The sequence below is a fragment of the Trinickia terrae genome, from assembly GCF_005144415.1.
Lineage (GTDB): Bacteria > Pseudomonadota > Gammaproteobacteria > Burkholderiales > Burkholderiaceae > Trinickia_A > Trinickia_A terrae.
On the sequence record NZ_SWJE01000003.1, the window covers coordinates 421,886 to 446,284 of the forward strand.

Genomic DNA, 24,399 nt, shown 5'->3' on the forward strand with positions numbered 1-24,399 from the left:
CAATCATGGCAAAGCTAAGCAAAGACGAGATGTCCACCCTGATTGGCAAGCTAGGGTCGCTTAGCCCGTTCGAGCAAAAGGACGTGCTGATCAAGGTCGCGCGCGGCGAACAAGCCGAGCGTCCGGCTGACCGCCAGATGCTCAACGCCGGCCGCGGCAACCCGAACTTCCTCGCCACCGAGCCGCGCCATGCATTCTGGCAGCTCGGCCGCTTCGCGACGCACGAAGCCGAGCGCTCGTTCGGCCATATCCCCGGCGGCGTGGGCGGCTTCGCGCTGCGCGGCGGCCTGCGCGAATCGTTCAGCCGCTTCCTCGACGAAAACGAGGGCGAGCCCGGCATTACCTTCCTGAAGAGAACCGCCCACTACGTGCGCGACCACTTGGGCCTCGACATCGAGGACTTTCTCTACGAGATGGCCGACGGCATCCTTGCCTGCAACTATCCGGTGCCGGACCGCATGCTGAAGCTGTCGGAAGTGATCGTCGGCGAGTACCTCAAGAAGGAGATGATCGGCGACCACCCGTTCGCCGGCAAGTTCGACACCTACGCGGTCGAAGGCGGCACGGCGGCGATGACGTACATCTTCAACACGATGCGCGAGAACCACCTGATCAAGGCGGGCGACACGATCGCGCTCGGCATGCCGATCTTCACGCCGTACATCGAGATCCCCGAGCTGAACGACTACAAGCTCAACGTCGTGCATCTCGAGGCGAAGGTCGAGAACGGCTGGCAATACTCGAAGCAAGAGCTCGACAAGCTGCGCGACCCGAAGGTCAAGGCGTTCTTCCTCGTGAACCCGAGCAATCCGCCGTCGGTGAAGATCAGCGACGAGAGCCTCAAGCACATCGCCGAGATCGTCAAGGTCCGCCCGGACCTGATCTTCCTGACCGACGACGTGTACGGCACGTTCGCCGACAACTTCACGTCACTGTTCGCGCTCGCGCCGCACAACACGATCCTCGTGTACTCGTACTCGAAATACTTCGGCGCGACCGGCTGGCGCCTGGGCACGGTGAGCACGCACGAAGACAACGTGCTCGACCGCCTGATCGCCGAGCTGCCGAAGAACCTCAAGGACGAGTTGCATCACCGCTACGAGTCGATCACGACCGAGCCGGCGAAGCTGAAGTTCATCGACCGCCTGGTGGCCGACAGCCGTACCGTCGCGCTGAACCACACGGCCGGTCTTTCGACGCCGCAGCAAGTGCAGATGGTGCTGTTCTCGCTGTTCGCGCTGATGGATACGGAAGAGGTCTACAAGAACTCGCTCAAGCACCTGATCCGCAGCCGCAAGAAGGCGCTGTTCAAGGAAATCGGCATCTCGTTCGCGGCGGAAGACGAGAACCAGGTCGACTACTACACGGTGCTCGACGTCGAGTACCTGGGCGAGCGAGCCTTCGGCCGCAAGTTCGTCGACTGGCTCTTGAAGAACGTCCAGCCGTCGGAACTGCTGTTCCGTCTCGCGAGCGAAGCGCAGGTCGTGCTGCTGCCGGGGCGCGGCTTCGGCACGCAGCATCCGTCGGGCCGTGTGTCGCTCGCGAACCTGAACGAGGCCGACTACAAGAAGATCGGCGTCGCGCTGCGCAAGCTGATCGAAGAGTACGTCGAGCGCTACAACGCGGCGACGGGCGAGAAGCTCGACAAGAACAAGGTGGTGTAACGAACCGGACGGCGCACGCGGCCCCCGCGTGCGCATGCTGTAAGCCCGCCCCTTAGCCGCGGCATCGCGACCGTGGCTTGCAACGCTCATGGCGTAAGCCGTGAGCGTTTTTTTTGCACTGTGGGAAACACTGCTGCCCGCTGTGCGCGAGCAAACGACTTGCGCATTCGCGCAGAACGGGGAATGATCGAAGACCCGCTGCATTCACCGAATCGATCGATCATGTCCATGCCTTCCCAATCCATCGCTTGTCCCGATGTCGTCTCGCTCGACGAGATCCTGCCCGAGGAACCCCTCCTGATGATGGGCGCCGGCCCCGTGCCGATTCCCGCCGCCGTCGCCAAGGCCAATGCGATCGTCATCAACCATCTCGGCGCGACGATGGTCAAGGTGATCACGCAGGTGAAGGAGATGGCGCGCTATGTGTTCCAGACTCGCTCGAAGTGGGTGCTGGGCGTCGCGGGCCCGGGCTCGGCCGCGATGGAGATGGCGATCTCGAACCTCGCCTGGACCGGCACGCGCGTGCTGTCGATCAAGAACGGCTTCTTCAGCGAGCGCATGGCGGAGATGGCGCGCCGCACCGGCGCGCAGGTCGCGACGCTCGACGTTCCGGACCGCTCGGTGGCGAGCCTCGCGGAGGTCGCCGCCGCATTGCGCCGCGAGCGGCCCGACATCGTGACGATCGTCCAGGGCGAGACGTCGAACACTGTCTGGAACCATCAGTTGAAGGAGATCGCCGCGCTCGCGAAGGAAGCGGGCGCGCTGGTGGTCGTCGATGCCGTCTGCACGCTCTCGACGATGCCGCTCGAGATGGACGCCTGGGGCATCGACGCCGTCATCACCGGCGGGCAGAAGGGCTTGTCGTCGATTCCGGGGGTGTCGCTGATCGCGTTTTCCGAGGCCGCGTGGGAGCGCGTGAAGCACCGCGACCATGCGAACACGCACTGGTGCCTCGATGCGTCGCTCGCCGAGAACTTCTGGCACAACGCGGGCTATCACTACACCGCGCCGGTTTCGGGCGTGCTCGCGCTGCACGAGGCGCTGCGGCTCGTGTGCGCCGAAACGCTCGAAAAGCGCTTCGCGCGGCATTTGAAGTGCTCGCTCGCCCTGCAGGCGGGGATCTCGGCCCTCGGCCTCGCGCTTTACGCGCCCGAGCCATGCCGGCTGAATTCGGTGGTCGGCATCGAGGCGCCCAAGGGCTTGAGCCCCGCGGATATCTGCGGACATATCTCGCGGCACCATCAGGTCGAGATCTCCGGCTCGTTCGGCCTGCCGATCGTGCGGATCGGACAGATGGGCGAGCAGTGCCGCGAGCACAACCTGTTCAGGACGCTGCACGCGTTCGGGCGCACGATGGTCGATCTCGGCGTGCGCGTGGACTTGCCGGCCGGCGTGGCGGCGCTCGAGCGCTCGCTGGCGGAGAATGGGCGGGCGACGGCGGCGTAGGACGGATTCGGATTCACTTGGTGCGCAGCAATGGCCGCCTGAGCGAGAATGAAGGGAATCGATCTCGCAGCGGCAACAGCACAGCAAAAAGGGGAGACGACGATGCTTGCCAACCTCTTCGATCAGCTTCCATCAGCCGCCGACCTCGCGGCGCAAGAGACCTTCGAAGAACTGCTGGGCCGCCCGGGCGTGCGCATCGAGCGCATCGTTTCGCTCGGGCAATGCAGCCCGCCGGGCTTCTGGTATTGCCAGCCGCACGGCGAGTGGGTTGTCGTGCTGGCGGGGTCGGCGGGCTTGCTGCTGGAGGGTGAGCTGCACGAGCGGGTATTGCGCGCGGGCGATTTCGTCAATATTCCGGCGCGGCGGCGGCATCGGGTCGAATGGACCGATAGCTTTTTGCCGACGATCTGGATGGCGGTGCATTACGAGGACGCCGCGCCGTCCGGGCAAGCGGTCGGCCCAAATTAGACGGTCAAAGCGCCGCCGGCGCGTTCGGCACGCGCGTGTTGCGCAGATAAAGGCTCGTGGAGAGCACCACTGCCGCCGCTGCGGCAACTGCCGCAAACAGGAATACCGACCCATACCCGAACTCGCCCGCCACATATCCCGCGAGCGGCCCGGTAATCCCCAGCGAGAGGTCGAGAAACACCGAGTACGCCGAGAGCGCCGCGCCGCGGCTCGCCGGCGGCACGAGGCCCACGGCTTCGACGCCGAGCGCCGGAAACACGAGCGCAAAGCCGAATCCCGTGAGCGCCGCGCCCGCCAGCGCCACGTGGGGCACCGGCGCGAGCCACAGCATCAGCAGCCCCGCGCATTCGAACGAGAACGACACGATCGCCACCCGGAACCCGCCATACGTCTTGATCGTGCTGGCGAACAAGAGGCGCGCGCCGACGAACATCGTGCCGAACACGGTCAGCGAGAGCGCCGCATTCGGCCAATGGCGCGCGGCATAGAACAGCGTGATGAAGGTCGCGATCGATCCGAACCCGGCCGAGCCAAGCGCGAGGCCGATGCCGTGCGGCAGCACGCGGGTGAAGACGCTCGCATACGACATCCGCTCGCCGTGGACGATCGGCACCGGCGCGACCGGCCGCGCGAGGTAGTAGCCGAGCGCGCCGAGCCCGATGACGAGGATGCCGAGGGACAAGTCCCCCAGCCCATGCGAGAGCGCGACGCCGAGCGGCGCGCCGATCGCGAGCGCGCCGTAGGTCGCGATGCCGTTCCACGAGATCACCTTGGCGTTGTGCGAGGTGCCCACGCGGCCGATCCCCCAGAGGATCGCGCCGGTGCCGGTGAGGCTCTCGCCGAAGCCGAGTATGAGACGGCTCGCGACGAGGATCGTTAGGCTCAGCGCGGGCCAGTCCTTGCAGAGCACCGCGATCAGCAGCAGCACGCCGCTTGCGCCGCAGCCGATGAGGCCGATCGTGACCGTCTTCTTCGGGCCGAGCGTATCGGCCGTGCGGCCCGCGAGCGGGCGCGAGGCGAGCGTTGCGAAGTACTGCACGCTGATCGCCGCGCCGGCAAGCACCGAGCCGAAGCCGAGATCCGTGTGCACGAAGCCGGGCAGGACGGCGAGCGGCACGCCGATCGTCAGATAGCAGAGAAACGTGAAGAAAACGACCGGAATGATCTTGAGCGTCGTGGCAAGGTCGCTGCGGGACGCTGCGGATTCGGCAGGCATAAGGGAAAACCAGACTTGAATACGGCACGAAGCCGCAATTCTCTCATGGAACCGGTTTCTGCGTGAATCGAAAATTATCCTTTTAGTACATAAAAAACGGTGCCGGAATCAAACAGGATGGGGACGGATCTCGAATTGGCCGCATTCCCGCCTGCTGCAATCTTTCCGTAAGCCAGCGATATATCGATTCACGAATATGTCCTGCATGTGCGAGGGCCTATGGGTTATGGAAATTGTCGGTGATAGCGTTCGAACCGTTACTGCAACGCCGTGCGTCAGCCCTTGAGCACCTCAAGACGAGATCCGAGACATGAGCCAGCCAATCCGCTTCTATCACCGCAACGCGATCCGCGAAGTCAGCGGTGCGCCCGTCACCCGCACGGTCCTGCAATACCTGCGTGAGGACGCGCATTGCACCGGCACCAAGGAAGGCTGCGCGGAAGGCGACTGCGGCGCATGCACGGTCGTCGTCGGCGAGCCTGACGGGGCGGGCGGCGTCAACTTCAAGGCGGTCAACGCCTGCATCCAGTTCCTGCCGACGCTCGACGGCCGCGCCTTGTTCACCGTCGAGGACCTGCGTCAGCCGGACGGCTCGCTGCATCCGGTGCAGGAGGCGATGGTCGAATGCCACGGCTCGCAGTGCGGGTTCTGCACGCCGGGCTTCGTGATGTCGATGTGGTCGCTCTACGAGAAGCACGGCCATGAGTCCAGCTGCGAAACGGCCTGCGCCAGCAAAACCATCCCGTCGCGCCAGGAAATCAGCGACGCGCTGACCGGCAACCTGTGCCGCTGCACGGGCTATCGCCCGATCGTCGACGCGGCGGTGCGGATGTTCGACATGCGGCCGAAAGCGCCCGTCGACGTCAAGGCCCTCGCGGACAGGCTCGCGACCCTCGCGCGCAGCGAAACCTTCCACTACGAGCACGCCGGCCAGGCGTTCGACGCACCGCGCACCGTCGCCGAGCTCGCGCGGATCAAGGAAGCGCGACCCGCCACGCGGATTCTCGCGGGCAGCACCGACATCGGCCTGTGGGTCACCAAGCAGATGCGCCAACTCGGCGACATCGTCTACGTCGGCCAGGTCGGGGCGCTCCAGAAGATCGAGGCGTCGGATGAATGGATCGAGATCGGCGCGGGCGTCGCGGTCGAGCGCGCCTACGCCGAGCTCGCCAAGCACTATCCCGAGCTGCACGAGATGTGGAAGCGCTTCGCGTCGCTGCCGATCCGCAACGCGGGCACGCTCGGCGGCAACGTCGCGAACGGCTCGCCGATCGGCGACTCGATGCCCGGCCTGATCGCGCTCGGCGCGCGCGTGATCGTGCGCGGCGGCCAGATCGAGCGCGAGATGCCGCTCGAAGACCTCTACCTCGCGTACCAGAAGAAGGACATGGCCGAGCACGAGTTCGTCGTCGGCCTGAAGGTGCCGGTGCGCACCGGCGCGCGCAAGAACCTGCAATTCCGCACCTATAAGCTCTCGAAGCGCTTCGATTCCGACATCTCGGCGGTCTGCGCGGCGTTCGCCTTCATCGCCGACGGCGACGCGATCCGCGAGCCGCGCATCGCGTTCGGCGGGATGGCCGCGACGCCCAGGCGCGCGACGCACGCGGAGGGCGTGCTCGCCGGCGCCGACTGGCACGAAGCCACGGCGCAAGCGGCGATGCAGGCGCTCGCCCAGGACTACGCGCCGCTCACCGATATGCGCGCAACCAGCGTCTATCGCCTGGAAACGGCGCAGAACCTCTTGTACCGCTTCTGGCTCGAGACGCGCCCGAACGATCCGCTTCCGGCGGAAGCCCTCAGCGTGCGCTCGGTGGAAGCCGAAGTCGCGAGCCTCTAAAGCATCGAGGAACCGGAGACCCACCGAATGAACCAGCAAGCCGAACCGTTCCTGAAAGACCTTCGCGAGCTCGACGACTTCAAGCAAGTCCACGTTTCGCGCCCGCATGAGTCCGCGCATCTGCACGTGAGCGGCCGCGCCACCTACACCGACGACATCCCGCTCGTCGCCGGTACGCTGCACGCGGCGCTTGGCCTCTCGACGAAGGCGCATGCGAAGGTCACGTCGATCTCGTTCGACGCCGTGCGCGCGACGCCGGGCGTCGTCGCCGTCTTCACCGCCGACGACATTCCCGGCGAAAACCAGTGTGGCCCGATCATCCACGACGATCCGATTCTCGCGGACGGCGTCGTCCAGTACGTCGGCCAGCCGATGTTCATCGTGGTCGCGACCTCGCACGACATCGCGCGCCTGGCCGCGCGCCGCGCGCAAGTCGAATACGAAGAGCTGCCTGCGATCCTGACCGCGCAGGAGGCGCGCGCGGCCGAGCAGTACGTGCTGCCGCCGATGAAGCTCGCGCGCGGCGCGGCCGCCGCGAAGATCGCGCATGCGCCGCATCGGGAAACCGGCGAGATGCTGCTCGGCGGCCAGGAGCAGTTCTATCTCGAAGGCCAGATCTCGTACGCGGTGCCGAAGGACGACGACGGCATGCACGTCTGGTGCTCGACGCAGCACCCGAGCGAAATGCAGCACCACGTCGCGCATGCGCTCGGCGTCGCGTCTCACAACGTGCTGATCGAATGCCGGCGCATGGGCGGGGGCTTCGGCGGCAAGGAATCGCAGTCGGCGCTGTTCGCGTGCTGCGCGGCCGTCGCCGCTTGGAAACTGCTGTGCCCGGTGAAGTTGCGCCCGGACCGCGACGACGACATGATGGTCACCGGCAAGCGCCACGACTTCCACTACACCTACGAAGTCGGCTACAGCGACGACGGCCTGATCGACGGCGTCTCGGTCGACATGACCTCGCGCTGCGGCTTCTCGGCGGACCTCTCGGGGCCGGTGATGACGCGCGCTGTCTGCCACTTCGACAACGCCTACTACTTCCCCGACATCGCGATCGAGGGCTTCTGCGGCAAGACCAACACGCAGTCGAACACCGCGTTCCGCGGCTTCGGCGGCCCGCAGGGCGCGTTCGCGATCGAGTACATCATCGACGACGTCGCGCGCTCGCTGAAGCTCGATCCTCTCGACGTGCGCCGCCGCAACCTCTACGGCAAGACCGAGCGCAACGTGACGCCGTACGGCCAGACCGTCGAGGACAACGTCATCCACGAGCTGCTCGACGAGCTCGAAGCGACGAGCGGCTACCGCAGCCGCCGCGCCGCCGTGCGCGAGTTCAACGCGAAGAACACGGTGCTCAAGAAGGGCATCGCGATCACGCCTGTGAAGTTCGGCATCGCGTTCAACGTCACGCACTTCAACCAGGCCGGCGCGCTCGTCCACATCTACACGGACGGCTCGGTGCTCGTGAACCACGGCGGCACGGAGATGGGGCAGGGCTTGAACACCAAGGTCGCGCAGGTCGTCGCGCACGAGCTCGGCATCGGCTTCTCGCGCGTGCGCGTGACGGCGACCGATACGAGCAAGGTCGCGAACACCTCGGCGACGGCGGCGTCCACCGGCTCGGACCTCAACGGCAAGGCCGCGCAGGATGCGGCGCGCCAGCTGCGCGAGCGGCTCTCGGCGTTCGCGGCGATGAAGTACGGCGCGGGTGCGGTCAGCGCGAACGACGTGCGCTTCGCCGGCGATTGCGTGGCGGTCGGCGAGCTCGTGGTGCCGTTCGAGGAGATCATCAGGAACGCCTATGTCGCGCGCGTGCAGCTCTGGTCGGACGGCTTCTATGCGACGCCCAAGCTCTACTGGGACCAGAAGACGCTGCAAGGCCGGCCGTTCTTCTATTACTCGTACGGCGCGGCGGTGTCGGAAGTGGTGATCGACACGCTCACGGGCGAGATGCGCGTGCTGCGCGCCGATGCGCTGCACGACGTGGGCGCGTCGCTGAATCCGTCGCTCGATATCGGGCAGGTCGAGGGCGGCTTCATCCAGGGGATGGGCTGGCTCACGACCGAGGAGCTCTGGTGGAACCCGGGCGGCAAGCTGATGACGCATGCGCCGTCCACTTACAAGATCCCGACCGTCAACGACACGCCACCCGATTTCCGCGTGAACCTGTTCAAGAACCGCAACGCGGAGGACAGCATCCATCGCTCGAAGGCGGTCGGCGAGCCGCCGCTGTTGCTGCCGTTCTCGGTGTTCTTCGCGATCCGCGACGCGGTGGCGAGCGTCGGCGACTACGAAGTCAATCCGCCGATGAACGCACCGGCGACCGCCGAGGAGATCCTCAAGGCCGTCAAGGCGGTGAGGGCGGCGCGCGCCTCGCAAGGAGCGCAATCGTGATGACCGTGCTGCCCTGCGATTCGGGCGTGCGGATCGGGCGGCGCGGCGCGCCGGAGCCGAAGCGCGCGCCGATGCACGTCGTGCTGTTCGGCGCGGGGCATGTCGGGCATGCGCTGATCGCGCTGCTTGGCCGCCTGCCGTGCGTGGTCCAGTGGGTCGACGAGCGCGACGAGCTGTTCCCCGACGAAGTGCCCGCCAACGTGCAGATCGAGGCGACCGACACGCCCGACGCGATCGTCGATGCGGCGCCGCCGGGCGCGTACTTCCTCGTGATGACGCACAACCACGCGCTCGATTTCTCGCTTGCGGCGCGCATCATGCGGCGGCGCGACTTCACCTACTTCGGGATGATCGGCTCGAAGACCAAGCGCGTGAAGTTCGAGCGGCGCTTGATCGAGCGCGGCGTCGAGCCGGAGCGGCTCGCTCGGATGGTGTGCCCGATCGGCGTGCCGGGCATCGTCGACAAGGCGCCGGCGTCGATCGCGGTGGCGGTCGGCGCGCAGTTGCTGCAGGTTTGGACGGGGCGGGAGGTGCAGCGCGAGGGGGAACTCATAAGCACGGTCGACTGACCGCGGGCGTGCCTCGGAAAACAAAAAGGGCGGCGAGGCTTCGCCGCCCTTCACCACACTTCCAGCCGCTTACTGCTGCATCACCGACAGCTTGTTCGCCACCGACGTCACGCCCTTCACGCCCTTGGCTGCTTCGCCGGCTGCATCGATCTGGCCTTGGTCCGGCACCGTGCCGGTCAGCGTCACCGCACCGCCGCGCGCGCGCACCGAGATGTTCGACACGTCGAGGCCTTGCGTTTTCGCCAGCGCCTTGCGCACGGTGTAGCCGAGCGTGCGGTTGGCCTTCTTGACCGCCTTGGCCGACGGCGCCGAAGCGGTTGCTGCCGGAGCTGCCGCCGTATCGCTGGCTTGCGCGTACGCGCTGCAAGCCAGAACCACACATGCCACACCACCCAGAGCCTTCAGGTAATTCACTGCTTTCATGTTTTCTCCTGATTCACTTCGTTCACGTCGATGACAGCCGCCTGTGCCGGGCGGCTTCGGTACCACACCCGCGGCACGGCGCATCGCACGCGCGGATTGACCGCCCGGTGCGCCGACCTTGGCTTGGACACGGTGATGCGAGAGAGGCGAGAGACGGCCGCGGCGCCGAAAGAACGGCATGCGCTTCGCGGTCCGCCGCGCGGCCTGCGGGGCGCCCGGTTCTTCTGAGTCTTGCCGGGTCGCGCCATCGCGAGGCTTCATGCGCGGCTGCGACGCACAATGTAGTGCAGGTTGCGGGCAAGCGAAAGGGTTTACCGGCGCCTCCATGCACCAGTGCTGGCTGCGCGCAACACTTCATGCAAATTTTTGTTGCAAGTTTGCGCGCTTCGCGAACTTGCCGTGCGTCGAGATCGCGCAAATCTCATGTACCATCGGCGCCAAGCACGCGCGGATTTTGCGGCGCGCGCAGCAGTCGCCCGCAGCCGGTTGCCCGCAGCTCTTTCCCTCATACGCACCGCCTCAAGAATTGCCGATGAAGCCCTCCAACGGCCGCCGCCGCCCGGCTCCCCGCCTCGTCGCCCGTTTCGTCGCGATTTCATGGCGCGATCTGGCGGTCTCGTTCGGACCGATCCTGCTCGTCAGCGCCATCGCCATCTGGGTGGCGATCCGCCTGATCCAGCCCGCGCCGCCCAATACGCTCACCATTACCGCGGGACCGGTCGGCAGCTCGTTCTGGAACGCGGCGCAGAAGTACAAGACCATCCTCGCGCGCAACGGCGTCATGCTCAACGTGGTCGCCTCCGAAGGCTCGCTGCAGAACCTGCAGCGCCTCGCCGACCCCAAGGCGAACGTCGACGTGGGCTTCGTGCAGAGCGGTTTGAGGACCGTCGACGGGAAAGCGACCGTCGACGGCAATACCGAGGACCTGATGTCGCTCGGCAGCGTTTCCTACGTGCCGCTCGTGATCTTCTACACGGGGCGGGAGGAGGCGCGGCTCTCCGGGTTCCATGGCAAGCGCATCGCAATCGGCCCGGAAGGCAGCGGCACGCGCCAGCTTGCGCTTACGCTCCTGAAGGCGAACGGCATCGTGCCGGGCGGACCGACCGAGCTGCTGCCGCTCACGGGCGACGCGGCGGCGAAGGCGCTGACCTCGGGCGGCATCGACGTCGCGTTCCTCGCTGGCGACTCGGCGCAGCCGCCCGTGATGGCGGCGCTGTCCCGCACGCCGGGCATCCGGCAATACAGCTTCACGCAGGCGCAGGCCTACGCGCGGCGCTTTGCCTACCTGACGCAGATCGACCTGCCGATGGGCGCCTTCGACTTCGGCAAGAACCTTCCGCCTGAGACGATCCACACGATCGCGCCGACGGCCGACTTGATCGCGCGCGACTCGCTCCACCCGGCGCTCTCCGACCTGCTGATCGAAGCCGCGCGCGAAGTGCATGGCCGCGCGAACCTGCTGCAGCACGCGGGCGAGTTTCCGGCGCCGCTCGTGCACGACTTCCCGCTCTCCGACGACGCCGCGCGCTACTACAAGTCCGGCAAGAGCTTCCTGTACCGCACGCTGCCATTCTGGCTCGCGAGCCTCGCGGACCGGCTGCTCGTGCTGCTCGTGCCGATCATCGTCGTGCTGATTCCGGGCCTGCGGGTCGTGCCGTCGCTCTACGCATGGCGCGTGAAATCGCGCATCTACCGCTGGTACGGCGCGCTGATCGCGATCGAGCGCGGCGCGCTCGCGGAGACGTCGGAAACCGAGCGCACGACGCTGATCGAAAAGCTCGACACGATCGAGGAGTCGGTCAACAAGCTCAAGATGCCGCTCGCCTACGCGGACCAGTTCTACGTGCTGCGCGAGCATATCGGCTTCGTGCGTGCGCGGCTCACCTCGGGCTACGACCGCGCGGCCGACGAACGCGGCCAGGGCGTCGCACAAGCGGCCGAAGCGCCCGCAAGCGGCGAGGAAAGCGGCGGCGAACACGGCGATTCGGCCACGCCCGCGCGCCACGATGCATGAGCCAGGCGGGAAGCGCGTCAACATCACCAACATCGCTCCAGGGGGAGACAGCCATGACACCAGACCTCGGCTCCGCGTCGCCGCGGTGGTTCTACGATTTCATTTCGCCGTTCTCGTACTTGCTGCTGGAGCAGCACGACAAGTGGCCGGGCGTGCCGTTCGTGCTGACGCCGGTTTCGCTATATGGCCTCTATCGTCATTGGGGGCAGCGTCCCGGCTACGAGGTGCCGCAAAAGCGCATCTTCACGTTCCGGCACGCGCTCTTTCGCGCCGAGCAGCTCGGCATTCCGTTCAAGATGCCGCCTGCGCATCCGTTCGATTCGACCAAGGCGCTGCTTCTGGCAACGGCCGTCGAAGCCGATGTCGCCTGCGTGCGCGAGATCTTCCGCTTCATCTGGCGCGAAGGGCGCGACCCGTCGACCGATGAAGGCTTCGCCGACCTGTGCCGCTACGCAGGATTGCCGGACGGTGAGCAGCTGATCGCGCGCGAGGCCGCGAAGGCGCAGCTCAAGCGCAATACGGATGATGCAATCGCGCTCGGCATCTTCGGTGTGCCGACTTTCCGCTTCAACGAACAGTTGTTCTGGGGCGAGGACGCGCTGCCGATGGTGCTCTACTGCGCGCGCACGCCGAACTGGCTCGAATCGAGCGAGGTGAAGCGCGTCAGTGCGCTGCCGCTGGGCGTCGTGCCGTAATCCCGGCCATACCGGCGCCGCTATGGCCTGCATGGCGTGAACAGGCCATGGTTACGCGTTTGCTGGAACGACATCGCATGGACGACTACGACGACAGCCCCGCCACCCTCGACATCTGGCTCGTGCGCGTGCTGCGCACGCTCCTGATCGAGCGCAGCGTCACGCAGGCCGCGTTGCGTCTGAACCAGACGCAACCCGCGATCAGCACGGCGCTGAGGAAACTGCGCGAGACGCTGAACGACCCGATCCTCGTGCGCGGCAAGTCCGGCATGGTGCCGACCGAATATGGCGCGTCGCTGCTCGGCGCTGCGCAGCGCGCGCTGCGCGAGGTCGATTTCGTCGCCACGCCGCACGGCGACTTCGATCCGTCGCACTCGCGCCGCACGTTCCGCATCGCCGCTCCCGATTACCTCAACGACTTCTTCATGCCGACGCTGATCGCGCAGTTCCGCACGTCGGCGCCCAACGCGCACCTGGAGATCGAGTCGCTGAACCCGACGCTCGACCACGAAGCGGCGCTCGACAAAGGCGAGCTCGACCTCGTCGTCGGCAACTGGCCGAAGGCCGATCCGCGCTTCGCGAAGAGCGACCTGTTCTCGGACACGATCGTCTGCATGATGCGCGCCGATCATCCGCTCGCGCGCGAGCCGCTCACGCGCGACGCCTACGCCGCCGCCGCCCATCTCGCGCCGACGCCCTACAGCGGCGCGCGCCGCAACGCGATCGAGATCGGCCTCGCGCGAGCAGGCGTCGCGCGGCGTGTCGTGATCACGCTGCCGTACTTCGGGCTCGTGCCCCAGGTGCTGCTGCAATCGGATCTGATCTTCACGACCACGCGCCGCTTCGCGATGCACTACGCCGGCATGCTGCCGCTTGCCGTGGTGAACGCGCCGATCCCGTTTCCGCGCATCAAGTGCTACCAGATGTGGCATCCGCAGCCGGACCGGCCGAGCGATGTCGAGTGGATGCGCAATCTCATCTCATCGGTGTCCGCGGCGCTGACGGCGCGCGGCAGGAAGGGGCGGGACTCAGCTCTCGTCTGAGCGGCGCCGGCCGGCGATGCGGTATTCCGTCGGCGAGATCGACAGGCGCTTGCGGAAGATTTTCGCGAGACCGTCGCCGCTGCCCACGCCGCAGCGGCGCGCGATCTTGTCGACGGGCAAGTCGGTTGCGACGAGCAGCAGGCAGCTCGCGTCGAGCCGCGCGCGCAGCAGGTATTCCGAGGGCGTGAGCCCGATCTGCGACTTGAAGCGGCGCAGGAAGCTGCGCTCGCTCATGGCGGCGACCTGCGCGGCCTCGGCCACCGAGATCGGCCGCCCATAGTTCTCGCGGATCCAGCGTGCGGCAGCGTTGATCTTCTCGCGCGCGCCGCCTTCGTCCAGATCGCCGAGCACGGCGCCGAGGCGCCGCCACGCGCCGGGCATCGAGCGTTCGGAAATCTCGCGGGCCGCCGTCGACCCGTAGTCTCGCTTGATCACCGACAGCGCAGCGGCGATCGGCCCGAGCGGATCGTCGAGCGCGGCCGGCTGCTCGATGGGGGCAAGCGGGTGGGGCGGCGCATGTGCGTCGCGTGCGGCGAACGCCGCGCCCGAGGGAAAGTCGAGCGCGCTTCTCTCAGGCGCGAGATTGGCCGCGGCGAGGATCGCCGCGCCTTCGCCGATTGCCTTCACGACGCGGGTCTTCTGCAGCATCGCGCGCAGGCGCCGCACCAGGTGCTCGTCGTCCTTCGCCTGCTGCGCGCCGGGGCCGCCCGCGATGAAGAGCGCGTCGAAACCGGTCAGGAGCGGGGCGTCGAGATTCTCGGACCAGACCCGCATCGAGCAACTGCTCCCAACGCTGCCGCCCGCGCTCGAGAACACCACCAGTGCGTACGGCTCGGCGTCGCTCGCCCGCTCGATTTCCATTTCATTGGCGAGGCGAAACACTTCCGCAATCGAACTTACCTCGACGAGCGAGAACCCGTCGAAGATCAGGATGGCGATGCGTTTGGCCATGTGGGCGGCTCTGTCGATGTCGTTGAGCGGACGAACATCTGCGCGCCGATCGCATCCTCGTCGCGTGCTTCGCGAGTCCTCCGCGCATGCGGCGCCGCCGCTTCGTGACGGACGAAGGCGTGGCGGCGCGAAAGCGAGGGGACAGGATGGAAAGGCATGCCTGATGCGTCGCATCATACGCGGCGGCCCAGGCGCCATGGGCGCGCCGTCTGAAAAGGGCGAGATGTTGGCAGATGCCATCGGTACCTGGGGAATACGCTGGCCTGACAAGCATCGATCAAGATCGACACGAGGGGCCCATGCTCAACGTCACCAAGGCTGTGTTTCCGGTCGCGGGTCTCGGCACGCGCTTTCTTCCCGCCACCAAGGCGAGCCCGAAGGAGATGCTGCCGATCGTCGACAAGCCGTTGATCCAGTACGCGGTCGAGGAGGCCGTGGCCGCGGGCATCACGCAGATGATCTTCGTGACGGGGCGCAGCAAGCGCGCGATCGAGGATCACTTCGACAAGTCCTACGAGATCGAAGCGGAGCTGCGGGCGCGCGGCAAAGAGGCGCTGCTCGAGCTCGTGCGCGGGATCAAGCCGAGCCATGTCGACTGCTTCTACGTGCGGCAGCCGGAGCCGCTCGGGCTCGGGCATGCGGTGCTGTGCGCGGAGAAGCTCGTCGGCGACGATCCGTTCGCCGTGATGCTTGCCGACGACCTGCTCGACGGCGCGCCGCCCGTGCTCACGCAGATGGTGCAGGTGTTCAACCACTACCACTGCTCGGTGGTCGGGGTGGAGCAGATCCGGCCCGAGGCGTCGCGCTCGTATGGCGTGATCGACGGCCGCGCGTGGGACGATCGCGTGATCAAGATGCATGGCGTCGTCGAGAAGCCGGAGCCCAAGGACGCGCCCTCGAACCTCGGCGTGGTCGGCCGCTATGTGCTGATGCCGGGCATCTTCGAGCATTTGCGGCGCATGCGGCCGGGCGCGGGCGGCGAGATTCAATTGACCGACGCGATCCAGTCGCTGCTCGCCGACGAGCAGGTGCTCGCGTACCGCTACAAGGGGCAGCGCTTCGATTGCGGCTGCAAGCTCGGGTATCTGAAGGCGACGGTGGAGTTCGCGCTGCGGCATCCGGAGCTGAAGGCGCCGTTCGAGGCGTATCTGCGCGAGCAGTTCGGGCCGGTCGATGCGCCGGTGGAGCTGTCTTCGCTGGTGGCGTGAGGGTGCGGCCGCTCAAAAGTCGCGCCAGCGCTCGTTTTGCCGCCAATTCCGACAATTTCCCTTCCACATCCGGCAGTTGCGCATGCATTCATTGAATCGACAGGAACCGTCGCCTTCAATGGGAAACGGCGCTACCCCTGTGGCGCTTTAAATGGTCCTTTAGCCCGCCCGAAGGGGCGGGCTTTTTTGGGGCGGAGCGGCGTGGGCTTGGGTTTGGGTGGAGTTGCTGGACTGGATGCGGCTCGCAAACGGTCACTTGAGTTGAACCGCTTCCCGTCACACCTATTTGGGTCCGGTTCACGAAGCAAGGTCATGCTCTCGATACGCGTTTCAGTTTCTCAAGACCGTATCGAGTTCTCTTATTCGCGTCCGCGTAACGCTCGTCATACACTGCCAGAAGTTGATATATCGCTCGGATGCCTCTCCCAACATATATGTTTCGGCGTAGCACTGACTGTCACGGTACTGGACCCAGGCGGCGTCGGATTTCGCGAAATACGGCATCGCCAAAGGCTCTGCATGGTTGTCTTTAAGTGCTTTGTCGTTCCGCTCTATCTGTGATTGAACGGCCTTCAACTTGCGAGCCAGCTGCGCGCTCACGCGCTCGAATTCCCTGTGTGAGCATTGCGTCAAATCCTCGTTGGATGCGTGTTCTCCGGTCTTGCAAAGGTGTGCAATCTCGGTGTCGGTGTGCCCCGAAAAATACGTAGCCGAGGGCTGAAACTGCATGTAATCGAATTCGCCCGAATAGGCGGTCGCTGCACACGCCGAGCCCGAAACGGCCAGGCAGAGTGACGAAAGAAGAAAATTAATGTGCCGCATCGTACACTCCAGAAGCGAAAAGGCGCGCTTCCTGAAAACGGCGATGTTTCAGGTTGACGTTGCGTCCGATGCGATAGGGCAGAATGAAATCGAACATTTTTTCGTAATACCCAGCATTGATTTCCTCAATCAATGCGTCTGCCCCTTTGTACGCGCCGCAGTTGAACACAACACTTACCATGGCGTCGTATTCAAATTGGAATAGCGGAACGCGAACATACCGATTCATCCTGTTTTCCATAACCGACAGATCATTTTTTAAAAATTCCTGTGCTCTCCAGGGTTATTGTTTCACCTGCCTTGATCTTGTCGGCGTCAAGGATCCTATGTCCGCAGCCGACTGTCGGGATCCCTACATTGTCCTTGTACGCAGTCAGGATAAAACCGTCCGTAACCTGAAGACCGAGAAAATTCTTGCCGTTCAAAACACCCGACTCCAGTACCGCCATGAACTCGAGCCCGTCCGTTGATACCGTCCAAGGCCTGCAGAGTCGCGATGTATAAGCGGTGACGTTTGAGTCAGGCGTTGTGTTTGTTGTTGCAGTACAGACAGCGTCAGTCATATGTATCCACTCGACGAATTGTTATGGCGGGCTATTGCGTCGCGTCGCGGTGCCCCAGATAGAGCTGGATGCTTTGCGCACCACTCGTTACATAGCGCTCGGTGCGACCGGATGAGTCAGTTACGCCGAGGAGCAGTTCGCCTGATGACAAGCGTGCCGTGTAGAACGTTTCTGGCATTGGCTTTCCGGTAGCATCATACAAAGTGAATTATTCGTCGTAGCTGCCCGTTTGCTGATTTGTGTTTGCGGACGTACTGCTTCCGCCTTTCGCAGCCGCCGCCGTGGCACTCGCAGCCCCAGCCAATTTTTCCAATCGCTCTCGGATCGCCTTGATGAGTTCCTCTTTCGATACGCTTTTCTCAGTCTCGATGGGCTCGATGATCGGCGGCGTGGGGACTGCCTTCGGTTTCTCCGGCTCTTCCGAATCGCCGGGATTCAATTGTAGCGGCGAGCCCTGAATCACTACCTCGTCGTCGTTGCCTTCGATGCGCACCTTCTTGCCGATCAGCTTGATTTCGCCGTCGCTGCTCATCGACAACGAAGCGGCGCCGCAGATCAGCGTCAATTCGTGACCCGAGGACACCTCGAACGAGCTGCCCACGCGGATACCGATCTCTCCGCCGACGGAGGTCGACTGCGAGCCGCCCACGACAGTGGTCATATCCGCCCCCACAGCGGTACTGAAATCGAGGCCCACCGCGACTTGGTGCACGAACCCGACACCAAGCTTGTAGTGCGTGCCCACGATGTGCGTTTCTTCGTTCTTGGTCGTGTGGTTCATGTCCTTCTCCGCCTGGATCATGAACTCCTCGGAGCCGGTCTTGTCCTCGAAGCGAATGCCGTTGTAGTTCTGCCGGCCGCCCGTGATGGTCCGGCTCATGAAGCCGCTTTGCGTGGCGTTGCCGGGCAATTCCCACGGCGGGCGCGTGATGCTGTTGTAGAGGCTGCCGAGAATCAGCGGCCGGTCCGGGTCGCCATGCATGAAGTCGACGATCACCTCCTGCCCGATGCGCGGTATGTAAATGCCGCCGAAGTTGCTTCCGGCCCACGCCTGGCTCACACGTACCCAGCACGAATCGGTCTCGTCGTTGCGCGCGTAGCGGTCCCACAGGAAGCGCACCTTCACGCGCCCATACTCGTCGGTCCACAGCTCTTCGCCGGGCGGACCCACGACGATGGCCGATTGCGGGCCTGCGGTGACGGGCCTGGGCGTCTTGCGCTCGGGACGGAACACCTCGCTCGTCGGCTGGACGAGGAGTTCGTTCGCGCACGAGTACTCGAAGCCGGCGCCCGACTCGTCGGCCGTCTCGACCAGTTCCAGGGCCGAGGCGATCACGAGATATTCGCGGTTCGCTTCGGTTCGTCTGTGATTCGAGAGTGCGAAAGTCTGCCCGCATGCCAGCCCGCGGACATTGCCTTCAGCCGTTGCGCGCTTACCCGCTGCGCGCAGCTCTTCGGCGCGGACATGGCTGATCAACTCGCCGTGCTTGCTGTCGGTATAGTCGCCCGGCCATTCGAAACGTTCGCTCTTTTCCCAGCGCGTATTGCGCGGCTGCCGGCTGATCGCGGCCAGGCGGGCGCGCGGCCGGGTAAAGTCGAAATCGTCGATCACGACGCCGCCCGTGCGCAGCGTTTCGCGTGTCGTGAAGGTATGCAGATACTCGATGTCGATCTTGCCGCCTTGCGGATAATGCTCGATCGTCTGATAAGCGGCGTTCGGCGATTTGCGGTGCGCGCCGACGTGATCGCAGAGCACGAGCCGGTGCTTGCCGTCGGAATGCTCGAAGAACCAGTAGATGCCCCATTCCTCCATCAAGCGCTGCACGAACGCGAAATCGGTTTCGCCGTATTGAACCTGGAACGCGCGGGGCTCATTCTTTTCGCTTTCGCCGCTGATAGCGTACTTGGCCGGGTCGAGCCGTTTTTCGACGGGATAGGGATAATCCGAGAGCACGGTGTCGATGATCTCGATGACGGTCTTGTCCTGGAAGATCCGGTAGTCGCTCGTCAGCGTCGCGAGCCACAGCCAGGGGTGCAATACGACGCGATAGACGTTGCAGCGGCCATCCTGTCCGAGGGATGAGGCCTGCGTCACGAGCCCGCTGATTTCGCGTCTGCCGGCGCCGATGCCGTCGAGTTCGATGGCGACGGTCATTTCGCTGGCGATCATGGCCTCGATATCGAGGTTCGCGGTGGCATCGAGCGACAGATCGAAGTCGTCCGGCGTGCGCAGATCGATCACGTACTCGTAGAGTTCGCTCAAGTGCTCCGAGCCGTATAGCGAGCGGAACGAGAGTGCTGGCTGGCCCAGCAGGTGCGGCATGGTGTTGCTGGTGATGGTGACAGTGCGGGTTTTGCTGAACGAACTGATCGACTCCTTGGTTAGCATGGACTTCTCCCTGTTTATTTTTGAGCGTCACTGCTTGGAACCGTGCTTGACGGTCGTGAGGGTTTTCACGACCTCATGACCGCTTTGTTTGCACGGCTTTGCTCGATTGGCGTGCGAAGCCATACGTCTTTGCAAAGCACGGCGATTTCGGCACCGCGTGACGGTTCGAGCACGACGAGCGGTCCATGCCGCATGGCTTGTCTTCCTCATTGTTTGTCTGATGTAAGAGACGAAGCCTAGCCAACAAGTGGGCTAAGACGCTATGGGACGTTTCTTAGCTCAAGGGGTTTTTCGATCGGAACGACGCAAACATTGCGCGCCGTCAACGAACCCGGCGCGCAACGCCGGCAATCGCACTACCGGCAATACGCCTTCGTATTCTCGTGGACGTCCTTGCGCGCGAGCAGTTCGTCCGGCGTCAGCCATTCATACTGGCTGTGCTGGTCGAAGCGGCCGATCGGCGCGCTGCCCGTCAGCGTCATCGCGTAGGCGAGCACCACGTAGTGCGTCGAAATGCCCGGCTCGCCGGCGAAGTTGTCGCCGGGGTAGCGGTGCTCGAAGACGCCGTAGAAGCGCGCGGCGTCGCGCTCCATGCCCGAGATGCCGAGCTCGTTTTCGACGATGCGTGTGAACGCCGCATCGAGCGTCTCGTCCTTCTGCACTCGCCCGCCCGGCACGAACCACGTGCCGCGCGCCGGCCGGTTGCGCCGCTGGCCGACCAGGATGCGTCCGTGGACATCGGTGACGATCAGGTCGATCGAGACGAGCGGCGTCAAGCGAACCACATCGAGGAAATCGAGTTCGGTAAGCATCGGGTTTTCACTCATGTCATCGGTATGCAGGATTGCGTTTGGCGTTGCACCGTGCCGGAAGTATCGGAAGGAATCGGTCCCGGAGCGGCGCATCGTCAAGCATCGCGCAGCGGCACTGGCGGCAAGCGCCAAAATATTGCTTTGCGCAGTCAAATGCGAGCCGCCTGCGCAGGCGGGTTTCTTCCTCAGTGCGCGACATACCCCTGCGGCGCCGTGACATTGGCCCGCATGGCGGCCGCGTTCGCCGAGACGACGTAGATCGGCGATTCGGTCAGCGTGAGCGCGACTTCGCCGTCGCGATAGGGCAGCGTCCAGGCGTTGCCCATCGCGTCGAGCACGGCGACCTGGCCACTCGCGCCCGGCGCGTCGACGCGCAAGCGATACGGCACGCCGTAGCTTGCGCTGAAGCCGTCCTTCGCGCTCCAGCGGGCGTTGTCGTGGGTCCAGAGCGCGGTGACGATCTTGCCGCCGTTCAGGCGCTGGAAGGCGTAGCCATAGACCCCGCCCGGCGCGCCGTCGATAGCCCCAAGCGTGACCGTGCCGTCGACGATGCGCGTCATCGCCGCGATTTCCATCGCGGCGGGCTTCGGGCTGATGAGGCTCGGGCCATAGGCGCCTTGCGCATCGGCGAGATCGAAGAACACGCCGTAGCCGGGCGGCTTGTCGGGCGTGTCGGCCATGTAGAAGACGAAGGTCGTATCCGCGCCCTCGCCGAGCAGGATCAGGTGCGTGCGCGCGAGCACCGCGCCTTGTGCGAACAGCACGTTCTGCGTCGGATAGTCCGGGCCGTACGAGGTGTCGATGTCGTAGCTCACGCCCGTCTCGGTCACGAAGAGCTTCGCTCCGGGCTTCAGGTACTTGACCATGCGCTTTCTCAACTCGCGCATCGAGGCCGGCAGCGCCGCGGCGGCCTTGGCGGGATCGTCGTCGTTGGCGAGCCGCTCGGGCGGATGCGACGGCGACACGCCGATGTCGTAGTAGCCGTGGATGGCCACGCCGTCGAGATAGCGCCCGATGCCAAGCGGCGCGAGCCGGTCCAGCCACTCGATGTTGGTGCGCACCGAGTTGTTGGCGGTGCCCATCACGATCGCGTTCGGGTCGCTCGCGTGGACGCCTTGCCAGGTCGCGCGGTACATGTCGACGAAGCTCGCGTCGCTGCCTTTCCAGGGCAGGCCGCCTTCGTAGTCGGGCTCCCAGGTCACCTGGTAGTAGTTGCTCGACTGGTTCGGGAACCACGCGGCGCGGATCTGCGCGGAATCGGCGCCGACGCGGCTCATGTAGTCCTGATAGGCGGTGAGCGAGGCCGGGGCGTAGCTGTGGGTGTCCTTGCCGTCCGGGCTCGACCAGCCGGGGATGCCGTCGAGCTGGATCAGCCGCATGATGTCGCCCTTCCTGAAGTACGGTGCGAGCGTGTCGCGCGAGGGCTTGAACGTGCCGGGTCCTTTGGGCTCTTTCATGTACCAGTTGCGGTTGTCGTTCGCCCACGCGAGGCCGAGGGCGGGATAGAGCGGGCGGTAGCCGTCGCCGTCGCAGCAGTGCTGGCCCGGCGCGAGATAGGCGGTGCCCTGGCCGCCGAAGCGGTGCGGGTCTTGATGCGCGAAGTTCACCGGAGGCAATGCCGCGGAGACGTCGGGCAGCACGCCGAAGGTGGCGATGCCGGCGGGACGCGTGCCGCGCGCGGGCAATTGGCCGCCCTCGGTCGCGAGGATCGCGTCGATCGCGAAGTAGCCCGCGCGCTTCGACGCGCAGTGGAGCGTAACCGTCTGCGCGCCGGCCGCGACCGGGAATTGCCCGCTCGCGCGCACGATGTTCCAGTTGTCGAGCACGCGCCAGCGCACGGTGTCGGCTTTGGCCGCTCGCGTGGTGAAGGCGATGTCGATCGGGCTTCCGAGCGGGAACATGCGCGTGCCGTCGCTGCTGGGCGTGTCGGCTTCGAGCGCGTCGCCGTCGGCCGCCGCGGGCTTTGACGGCGCGGACGGCGCGCCGCATGTCATCGCCAGTGCGGAAGAGTCGGGCGCTGTCGCGACGGCGGGGTCTTGCATCGACGAGGCGTCGCTGTTCTTGCTGCGGCTGCAGGTGACGAGCAGCATGCAGACGACGCAGAGCGTGAAGACGGCAAAGCGGGGACACCGCGCGTTCAAGCGGGACGTTCGTGCGCCGGGGGCCTGGTGGGCTGCGTGCATGTCCGGTGTTGCGGGCGGTGTTCAGACGTTCAACTGAAGCACGGCAATACGGACGTTGACTGTGTTTTAGCGAACATTGAAGGAGGATTGGAGCGGGGTGGTGTAGGCGTGGTGTGTGTAGAAACGCCCGTGCATGAGGCTCGCAATCGGTAATCGTTTCGTTGCTCGTCTGATACCGCTGTGCCCTTTGATACAGCGCAATGATTGCGGCATTCCTATTGCAAATTCACCTTGGGATAAGAAACGTCCCATGGTGTCTTAACCGACGCGTTGGATACGCTTCGTCTTTCGCATCCGATAAGCAAAAACCGGGAGACAAGCTATGCGGCGCGGACCGCTCATCTTCTATCCGTCAGAATTGCTGCACCTATACGAGTTGACGCCGGAACAGGCGTTTCGCGTCACGATGCCGGTCTTCGCGTGGCCCGCGATCGAGCGGCAAGCTCAAGCGGCGTTGGTCCGTGCGGACGTCGCCTATGACCCGTGGCACGTCGGCGAATCTCAGTTGAACGCATTTCTCGACGATGCGCTCGGCCCGGATTGGCGCACCGCGCCGGTCAGAGTCAACGAGATGTGGTGCAGGAACTCGCGACCGCGGCAAGACGGGCCGCGCCCCCGATGCCCGAGGCGCCGAAGCCGCAGACGACGGTGGAAGTGCCCGAGCAGGGCCAATCCGCCAATGCGATCCTGGCGAAGTCGCCGACGTTGCAGAAGGATTTACGAGAATTGGCAATGCGCGATTGGAGGATTCGTTATGGGGATGCAGGCAAAGGATCTATGGCCACCCGTGTCCCGGACGGCGAATCCCTCATCACGCTCGACAGCATTTACAAGAACAATCCGCGCGGCGCTATTCAAACCTTGGCTCACGAGGTGGGGCATGCCCAATACATTTATACGGTGGACTTTTCCAACCAGGCGGCCTGCACAAACTCTTTTTATCCGACGAAGGCGGGGCGACGCTCAAGAACATCGAGGTGCAACGTGAAATATTGGCTAACGGCGGTCCTGACATTGGTATCGCAGGCGATTCACGCAACCACGCCACTTACAACCGGATCTACGACGGCTATCTCCAGTCCGGTAACGCCGGCCAAGCCCGCAGCGACATCGGAGATATCTACAGAAACGGCGAATACACCTCCCTCACCCATCAAACCTACGGCAACTACTACGGAGACTGGTGTGAAAAATACGCCGGAAAATGATCCGCACAAGGCCGCCTACGCGGATATCTGGAGCTTCATGGCTGGACTCATACGAGTTGTGAGGGCGCAAGACATGAGTGCTTTCGCCAAACTCTTGGACGGTCTTCGCGAGGATGAGAAAAACGAATATGTGACCTTCTATAGGGAAAATCCGGTACATCTGGCCTCTGGAGAGCATCTACGTGCCTTCTCGGTCTTCAATAACCACCATAGCAACCGAATCGGCGCCAGATTCGAAATTTCGAACCGCTGCCTCTCTCGCGACGAGGTCAAGCAGCACTATCCGGGTTGGCGTATCGTCGGAGCGCCACGCGGCGGGAGCCTAGAGGAACAGACGCTTTTCGAAGTTGATGAAGATGGCTTTGCCTATGTGTTCGGCTTTGCCGAAAAGGCGAGGGATTGCCTCAATTCATTCAGTGTCGGTCCTTTGCGCAATTGAGTCTTTACGGCTACACCAATGTAAAGCATCCCTCTTCGCGATCAGGCCGCAT

Annotated in this window: 19 protein-coding genes and 1 pseudogene; 12 read left to right on the forward strand and 8 right to left on the reverse strand. The window is 64.6% G+C overall.

Features of this window, described 5'->3' with window-relative positions; translation table 11 throughout:
• Positions 1-5: 5 nt before the first annotated feature.
• From FAZ69_RS07200 to FAZ69_RS07210, 3 genes are all read left to right on the forward strand, one after another.
• Entirely contained in the window at positions 6-1,664 is a 1,659-nt protein-coding gene (locus FAZ69_RS07200; RefSeq protein WP_136893259.1) for a bifunctional aspartate transaminase/aspartate 4-decarboxylase, read from the forward strand.
• Positions 1,665-1,892: 228 nt separating this feature from the next.
• Positions 1,893-3,110, forward strand: a complete 1,218-nt coding sequence (locus FAZ69_RS07205) for a pyridoxal-phosphate-dependent aminotransferase family protein (RefSeq protein WP_439654751.1) — start codon at positions 1,893-1,895, stop codon at positions 3,108-3,110.
• 48 nt (positions 3,111-3,158) lie between these two features.
• The gene (locus tag FAZ69_RS07210) at positions 3,159-3,578 is read left to right on the forward strand and encodes a cupin domain-containing protein (protein ID WP_240702132.1); all 420 of its coding nucleotides are present in this window, start codon (positions 3,159-3,161) and stop codon (positions 3,576-3,578) included.
• Between the two features lie 4 nt (positions 3,579-3,582).
• Here FAZ69_RS07210 and FAZ69_RS07215 read toward each other — a convergent pair whose 3' ends face one another.
• Positions 3,583-4,794 carry an MFS transporter gene (locus FAZ69_RS07215; protein ID WP_136893261.1) on the reverse strand — a complete coding sequence of 404 codons (1,212 nt, stop codon included), beginning with the start codon at positions 4,792-4,794 and terminating at the stop codon, positions 3,583-3,585.
• A gap of 310 nt (positions 4,795-5,104) precedes the next feature.
• On the opposite strand from FAZ69_RS07215, the gene xdhA reads away from it, so the two are divergent.
• Genes xdhA through xdhC form a run of 3 tightly spaced genes read left to right on the forward strand, consistent with a single transcriptional unit; the run spans position 5,105 to position 9,597 of the window.
• Positions 5,105-6,631, forward strand: coding sequence for a xanthine dehydrogenase small subunit (gene xdhA, locus FAZ69_RS07220; protein ID WP_136893262.1), 1,527 nt, complete (start codon positions 5,105-5,107; stop codon positions 6,629-6,631).
• A 27-nt stretch (positions 6,632-6,658) separates the two neighbouring features.
• Entirely contained in the window at positions 6,659-9,028 is a 2,370-nt protein-coding gene (xdhB, locus tag FAZ69_RS07225; protein WP_136893263.1) for a xanthine dehydrogenase molybdopterin binding subunit, read from the forward strand.
• A complete protein-coding gene (xdhC, locus tag FAZ69_RS07230) occupies positions 9,028-9,597 on the forward strand; it encodes a xanthine dehydrogenase accessory protein XdhC (protein WP_136893359.1) in 570 nt (189 codons plus the stop codon). Before xdhB ends, xdhC begins: the two co-directional genes overlap by 1 nt.
• Positions 9,598-9,666: 69 nt before the next feature.
• On the opposite strand, the gene FAZ69_RS07235 is transcribed toward xdhC, so the two are convergent.
• Positions 9,667-10,020, reverse strand: coding sequence for a BON domain-containing protein (locus tag FAZ69_RS07235; RefSeq protein ID WP_136893264.1), 354 nt, complete (start codon positions 10,018-10,020; stop codon positions 9,667-9,669).
• A gap of 532 nt (positions 10,021-10,552) precedes the next feature.
• On the opposite strand from FAZ69_RS07235, the gene FAZ69_RS07240 reads away from it, so the two are divergent.
• The 3 genes from FAZ69_RS07240 to FAZ69_RS07250 all read left to right on the forward strand — a co-directional run bounded on the left by FAZ69_RS07240 (position 10,553) and on the right by FAZ69_RS07250 (position 13,772).
• Positions 10,553-12,034, forward strand: a complete 1,482-nt coding sequence (locus tag FAZ69_RS07240; RefSeq protein WP_136893265.1) for a TAXI family TRAP transporter solute-binding subunit — start codon at positions 10,553-10,555, stop codon at positions 12,032-12,034.
• Positions 12,035-12,087: 53 nt separating this feature from the next.
• Positions 12,088-12,729 (forward strand): 2-hydroxychromene-2-carboxylate isomerase, encoded by a 642-nt coding sequence (locus FAZ69_RS07245; RefSeq protein ID WP_136893266.1) that lies wholly within the window; start codon positions 12,088-12,090, stop codon positions 12,727-12,729.
• Between the two features lie 77 nt (positions 12,730-12,806).
• Positions 12,807-13,772 carry a LysR family transcriptional regulator gene (locus FAZ69_RS07250; RefSeq protein WP_136893267.1) on the forward strand — a complete coding sequence of 322 codons (966 nt, stop codon included), beginning with the start codon at positions 12,807-12,809 and terminating at the stop codon, positions 13,770-13,772.
• Here the strand turns inward: FAZ69_RS07250 and FAZ69_RS07255 are convergent.
• Positions 13,758-14,723, reverse strand: coding sequence for a helix-turn-helix domain-containing protein (locus tag FAZ69_RS07255; RefSeq protein WP_136893268.1), 966 nt, complete (start codon positions 14,721-14,723; stop codon positions 13,758-13,760). The genes FAZ69_RS07250 and FAZ69_RS07255 overlap by 15 nt on opposite strands.
• Before the next feature lie 299 nt (positions 14,724-15,022).
• Between FAZ69_RS07255 and galU the strand changes: the two genes are divergently transcribed.
• Positions 15,023-15,931, forward strand: coding sequence for a UTP--glucose-1-phosphate uridylyltransferase GalU (gene galU, locus FAZ69_RS07260; RefSeq protein ID WP_136893269.1), 909 nt, complete (start codon positions 15,023-15,025; stop codon positions 15,929-15,931).
• 330 nt (positions 15,932-16,261) lie between these two features.
• Here galU and FAZ69_RS07265 read toward each other — a convergent pair whose 3' ends face one another.
• The 5 genes and pseudogenes from FAZ69_RS07265 to FAZ69_RS07290 all read right to left on the reverse strand — a co-directional run bounded on the left by FAZ69_RS07265 (position 16,262) and on the right by FAZ69_RS07290 (position 22,418).
• Positions 16,262-16,753, reverse strand: coding sequence for a lysozyme inhibitor LprI family protein (locus FAZ69_RS07265; RefSeq protein WP_136893270.1), 492 nt, complete (start codon positions 16,751-16,753; stop codon positions 16,262-16,264).
• Positions 16,740-17,316 (reverse strand): annotated as a pseudogene (locus FAZ69_RS34540) (lysozyme). Before FAZ69_RS34540 ends, FAZ69_RS07265 begins: the two are co-directional and overlap by 14 nt.
• Before the next feature lie 208 nt (positions 17,317-17,524).
• Entirely contained in the window at positions 17,525-19,705 is a 2,181-nt protein-coding gene (locus tag FAZ69_RS07280; protein WP_136893273.1) for a type VI secretion system Vgr family protein, read from the reverse strand.
• A gap of 356 nt (positions 19,706-20,061) precedes the next feature.
• Complete coding sequence (locus FAZ69_RS07285) at positions 20,062-20,517, reverse strand: GDP-mannose mannosyl hydrolase (protein ID WP_136893360.1); 456 nt, start codon at positions 20,515-20,517, stop codon at positions 20,062-20,064.
• Positions 20,518-20,702: 185 nt separating this feature from the next.
• Positions 20,703-22,418 (reverse strand): hypothetical protein, encoded by a 1,716-nt coding sequence (locus tag FAZ69_RS07290; RefSeq protein ID WP_136893274.1) that lies wholly within the window; start codon positions 22,416-22,418, stop codon positions 20,703-20,705.
• Between FAZ69_RS07290 and FAZ69_RS07295 the strand changes: the two genes are divergently transcribed.
• On the forward strand, positions 22,417-22,737 hold the full coding sequence (locus FAZ69_RS07295) for a hypothetical protein (RefSeq protein WP_136893275.1): 321 nt from the start codon (positions 22,417-22,419) through the stop codon (positions 22,735-22,737). The two genes, FAZ69_RS07290 and FAZ69_RS07295, sit on opposite strands and share 2 nt — an antisense overlap.
• A 539-nt stretch (positions 22,738-23,276) precedes the next feature.
• Positions 23,277-24,347, forward strand: coding sequence for a hypothetical protein (locus FAZ69_RS07300; protein ID WP_136893276.1), 1,071 nt, complete (start codon positions 23,277-23,279; stop codon positions 24,345-24,347).
• The last annotated feature ends 52 nt before the right edge of the window (positions 24,348-24,399 follow it).

What these genes read in the sequence shown, in the direction of transcription:
- FAZ69_RS07200 (WP_136893259.1), top strand. Translation starts at nt 6, where the DNA reads ATGGCAAAGCTAAGCAAAGACGAGATGTCCACCCTGATTGGCAAGCTA.
- FAZ69_RS07280 (WP_136893273.1), bottom strand. Translation starts at nt 19,705, where the DNA reads ATGCTAACCAAGGAGTCGATCAGTTCGTTCAGCAAAACCCGCACTGTC.
- xdhC (WP_136893359.1), top strand. Translation starts at nt 9,028, where the DNA reads ATGACCGTGCTGCCCTGCGATTCGGGCGTGCGGATCGGGCGGCGCGGC.
- FAZ69_RS07285 (WP_136893360.1), bottom strand. Translation starts at nt 20,517, where the DNA reads ATGCTTACCGAACTCGATTTCCTCGATGTGGTTCGCTTGACGCCGCTC.
- FAZ69_RS07250 (WP_136893267.1), top strand. Translation starts at nt 12,807, where the DNA reads ATGGACGACTACGACGACAGCCCCGCCACCCTCGACATCTGGCTCGTG.
- FAZ69_RS07240 (WP_136893265.1), top strand. Translation starts at nt 10,553, where the DNA reads ATGAAGCCCTCCAACGGCCGCCGCCGCCCGGCTCCCCGCCTCGTCGCC.
- FAZ69_RS07245 (WP_136893266.1), top strand. Translation starts at nt 12,088, where the DNA reads ATGACACCAGACCTCGGCTCCGCGTCGCCGCGGTGGTTCTACGATTTC.
- FAZ69_RS07265 (WP_136893270.1), bottom strand. Translation starts at nt 16,753, where the DNA reads ATGCGGCACATTAATTTTCTTCTTTCGTCACTCTGCCTGGCCGTTTCG.
- FAZ69_RS07210 (WP_240702132.1), top strand. Translation starts at nt 3,159, where the DNA reads ATGAAGGGAATCGATCTCGCAGCGGCAACAGCACAGCAAAAAGGGGAG.
- FAZ69_RS07235 (WP_136893264.1), bottom strand. Translation starts at nt 10,020, where the DNA reads ATGAAAGCAGTGAATTACCTGAAGGCTCTGGGTGGTGTGGCATGTGTG.
- xdhB (WP_136893263.1), top strand. Translation starts at nt 6,659, where the DNA reads ATGAACCAGCAAGCCGAACCGTTCCTGAAAGACCTTCGCGAGCTCGAC.
- FAZ69_RS07295 (WP_136893275.1), top strand. Translation starts at nt 22,417, where the DNA reads ATGCGCGTGCCGTCGCTGCTGGGCGTGTCGGCTTCGAGCGCGTCGCCG.
- FAZ69_RS07215 (WP_136893261.1), bottom strand. Translation starts at nt 4,794, where the DNA reads ATGCCTGCCGAATCCGCAGCGTCCCGCAGCGACCTTGCCACGACGCTC.
- galU (WP_136893269.1), top strand. Translation starts at nt 15,023, where the DNA reads ATGCTCAACGTCACCAAGGCTGTGTTTCCGGTCGCGGGTCTCGGCACG.
- FAZ69_RS07205 (WP_439654751.1), top strand. Translation starts at nt 1,893, where the DNA reads ATGCCTTCCCAATCCATCGCTTGTCCCGATGTCGTCTCGCTCGACGAG.
- FAZ69_RS07255 (WP_136893268.1), bottom strand. Translation starts at nt 14,723, where the DNA reads ATGGCCAAACGCATCGCCATCCTGATCTTCGACGGGTTCTCGCTCGTC.
- FAZ69_RS07290 (WP_136893274.1), bottom strand. Translation starts at nt 22,418, where the DNA reads ATGTTCCCGCTCGGAAGCCCGATCGACATCGCCTTCACCACGCGAGCG.
- xdhA (WP_136893262.1), top strand. Translation starts at nt 5,105, where the DNA reads ATGAGCCAGCCAATCCGCTTCTATCACCGCAACGCGATCCGCGAAGTC.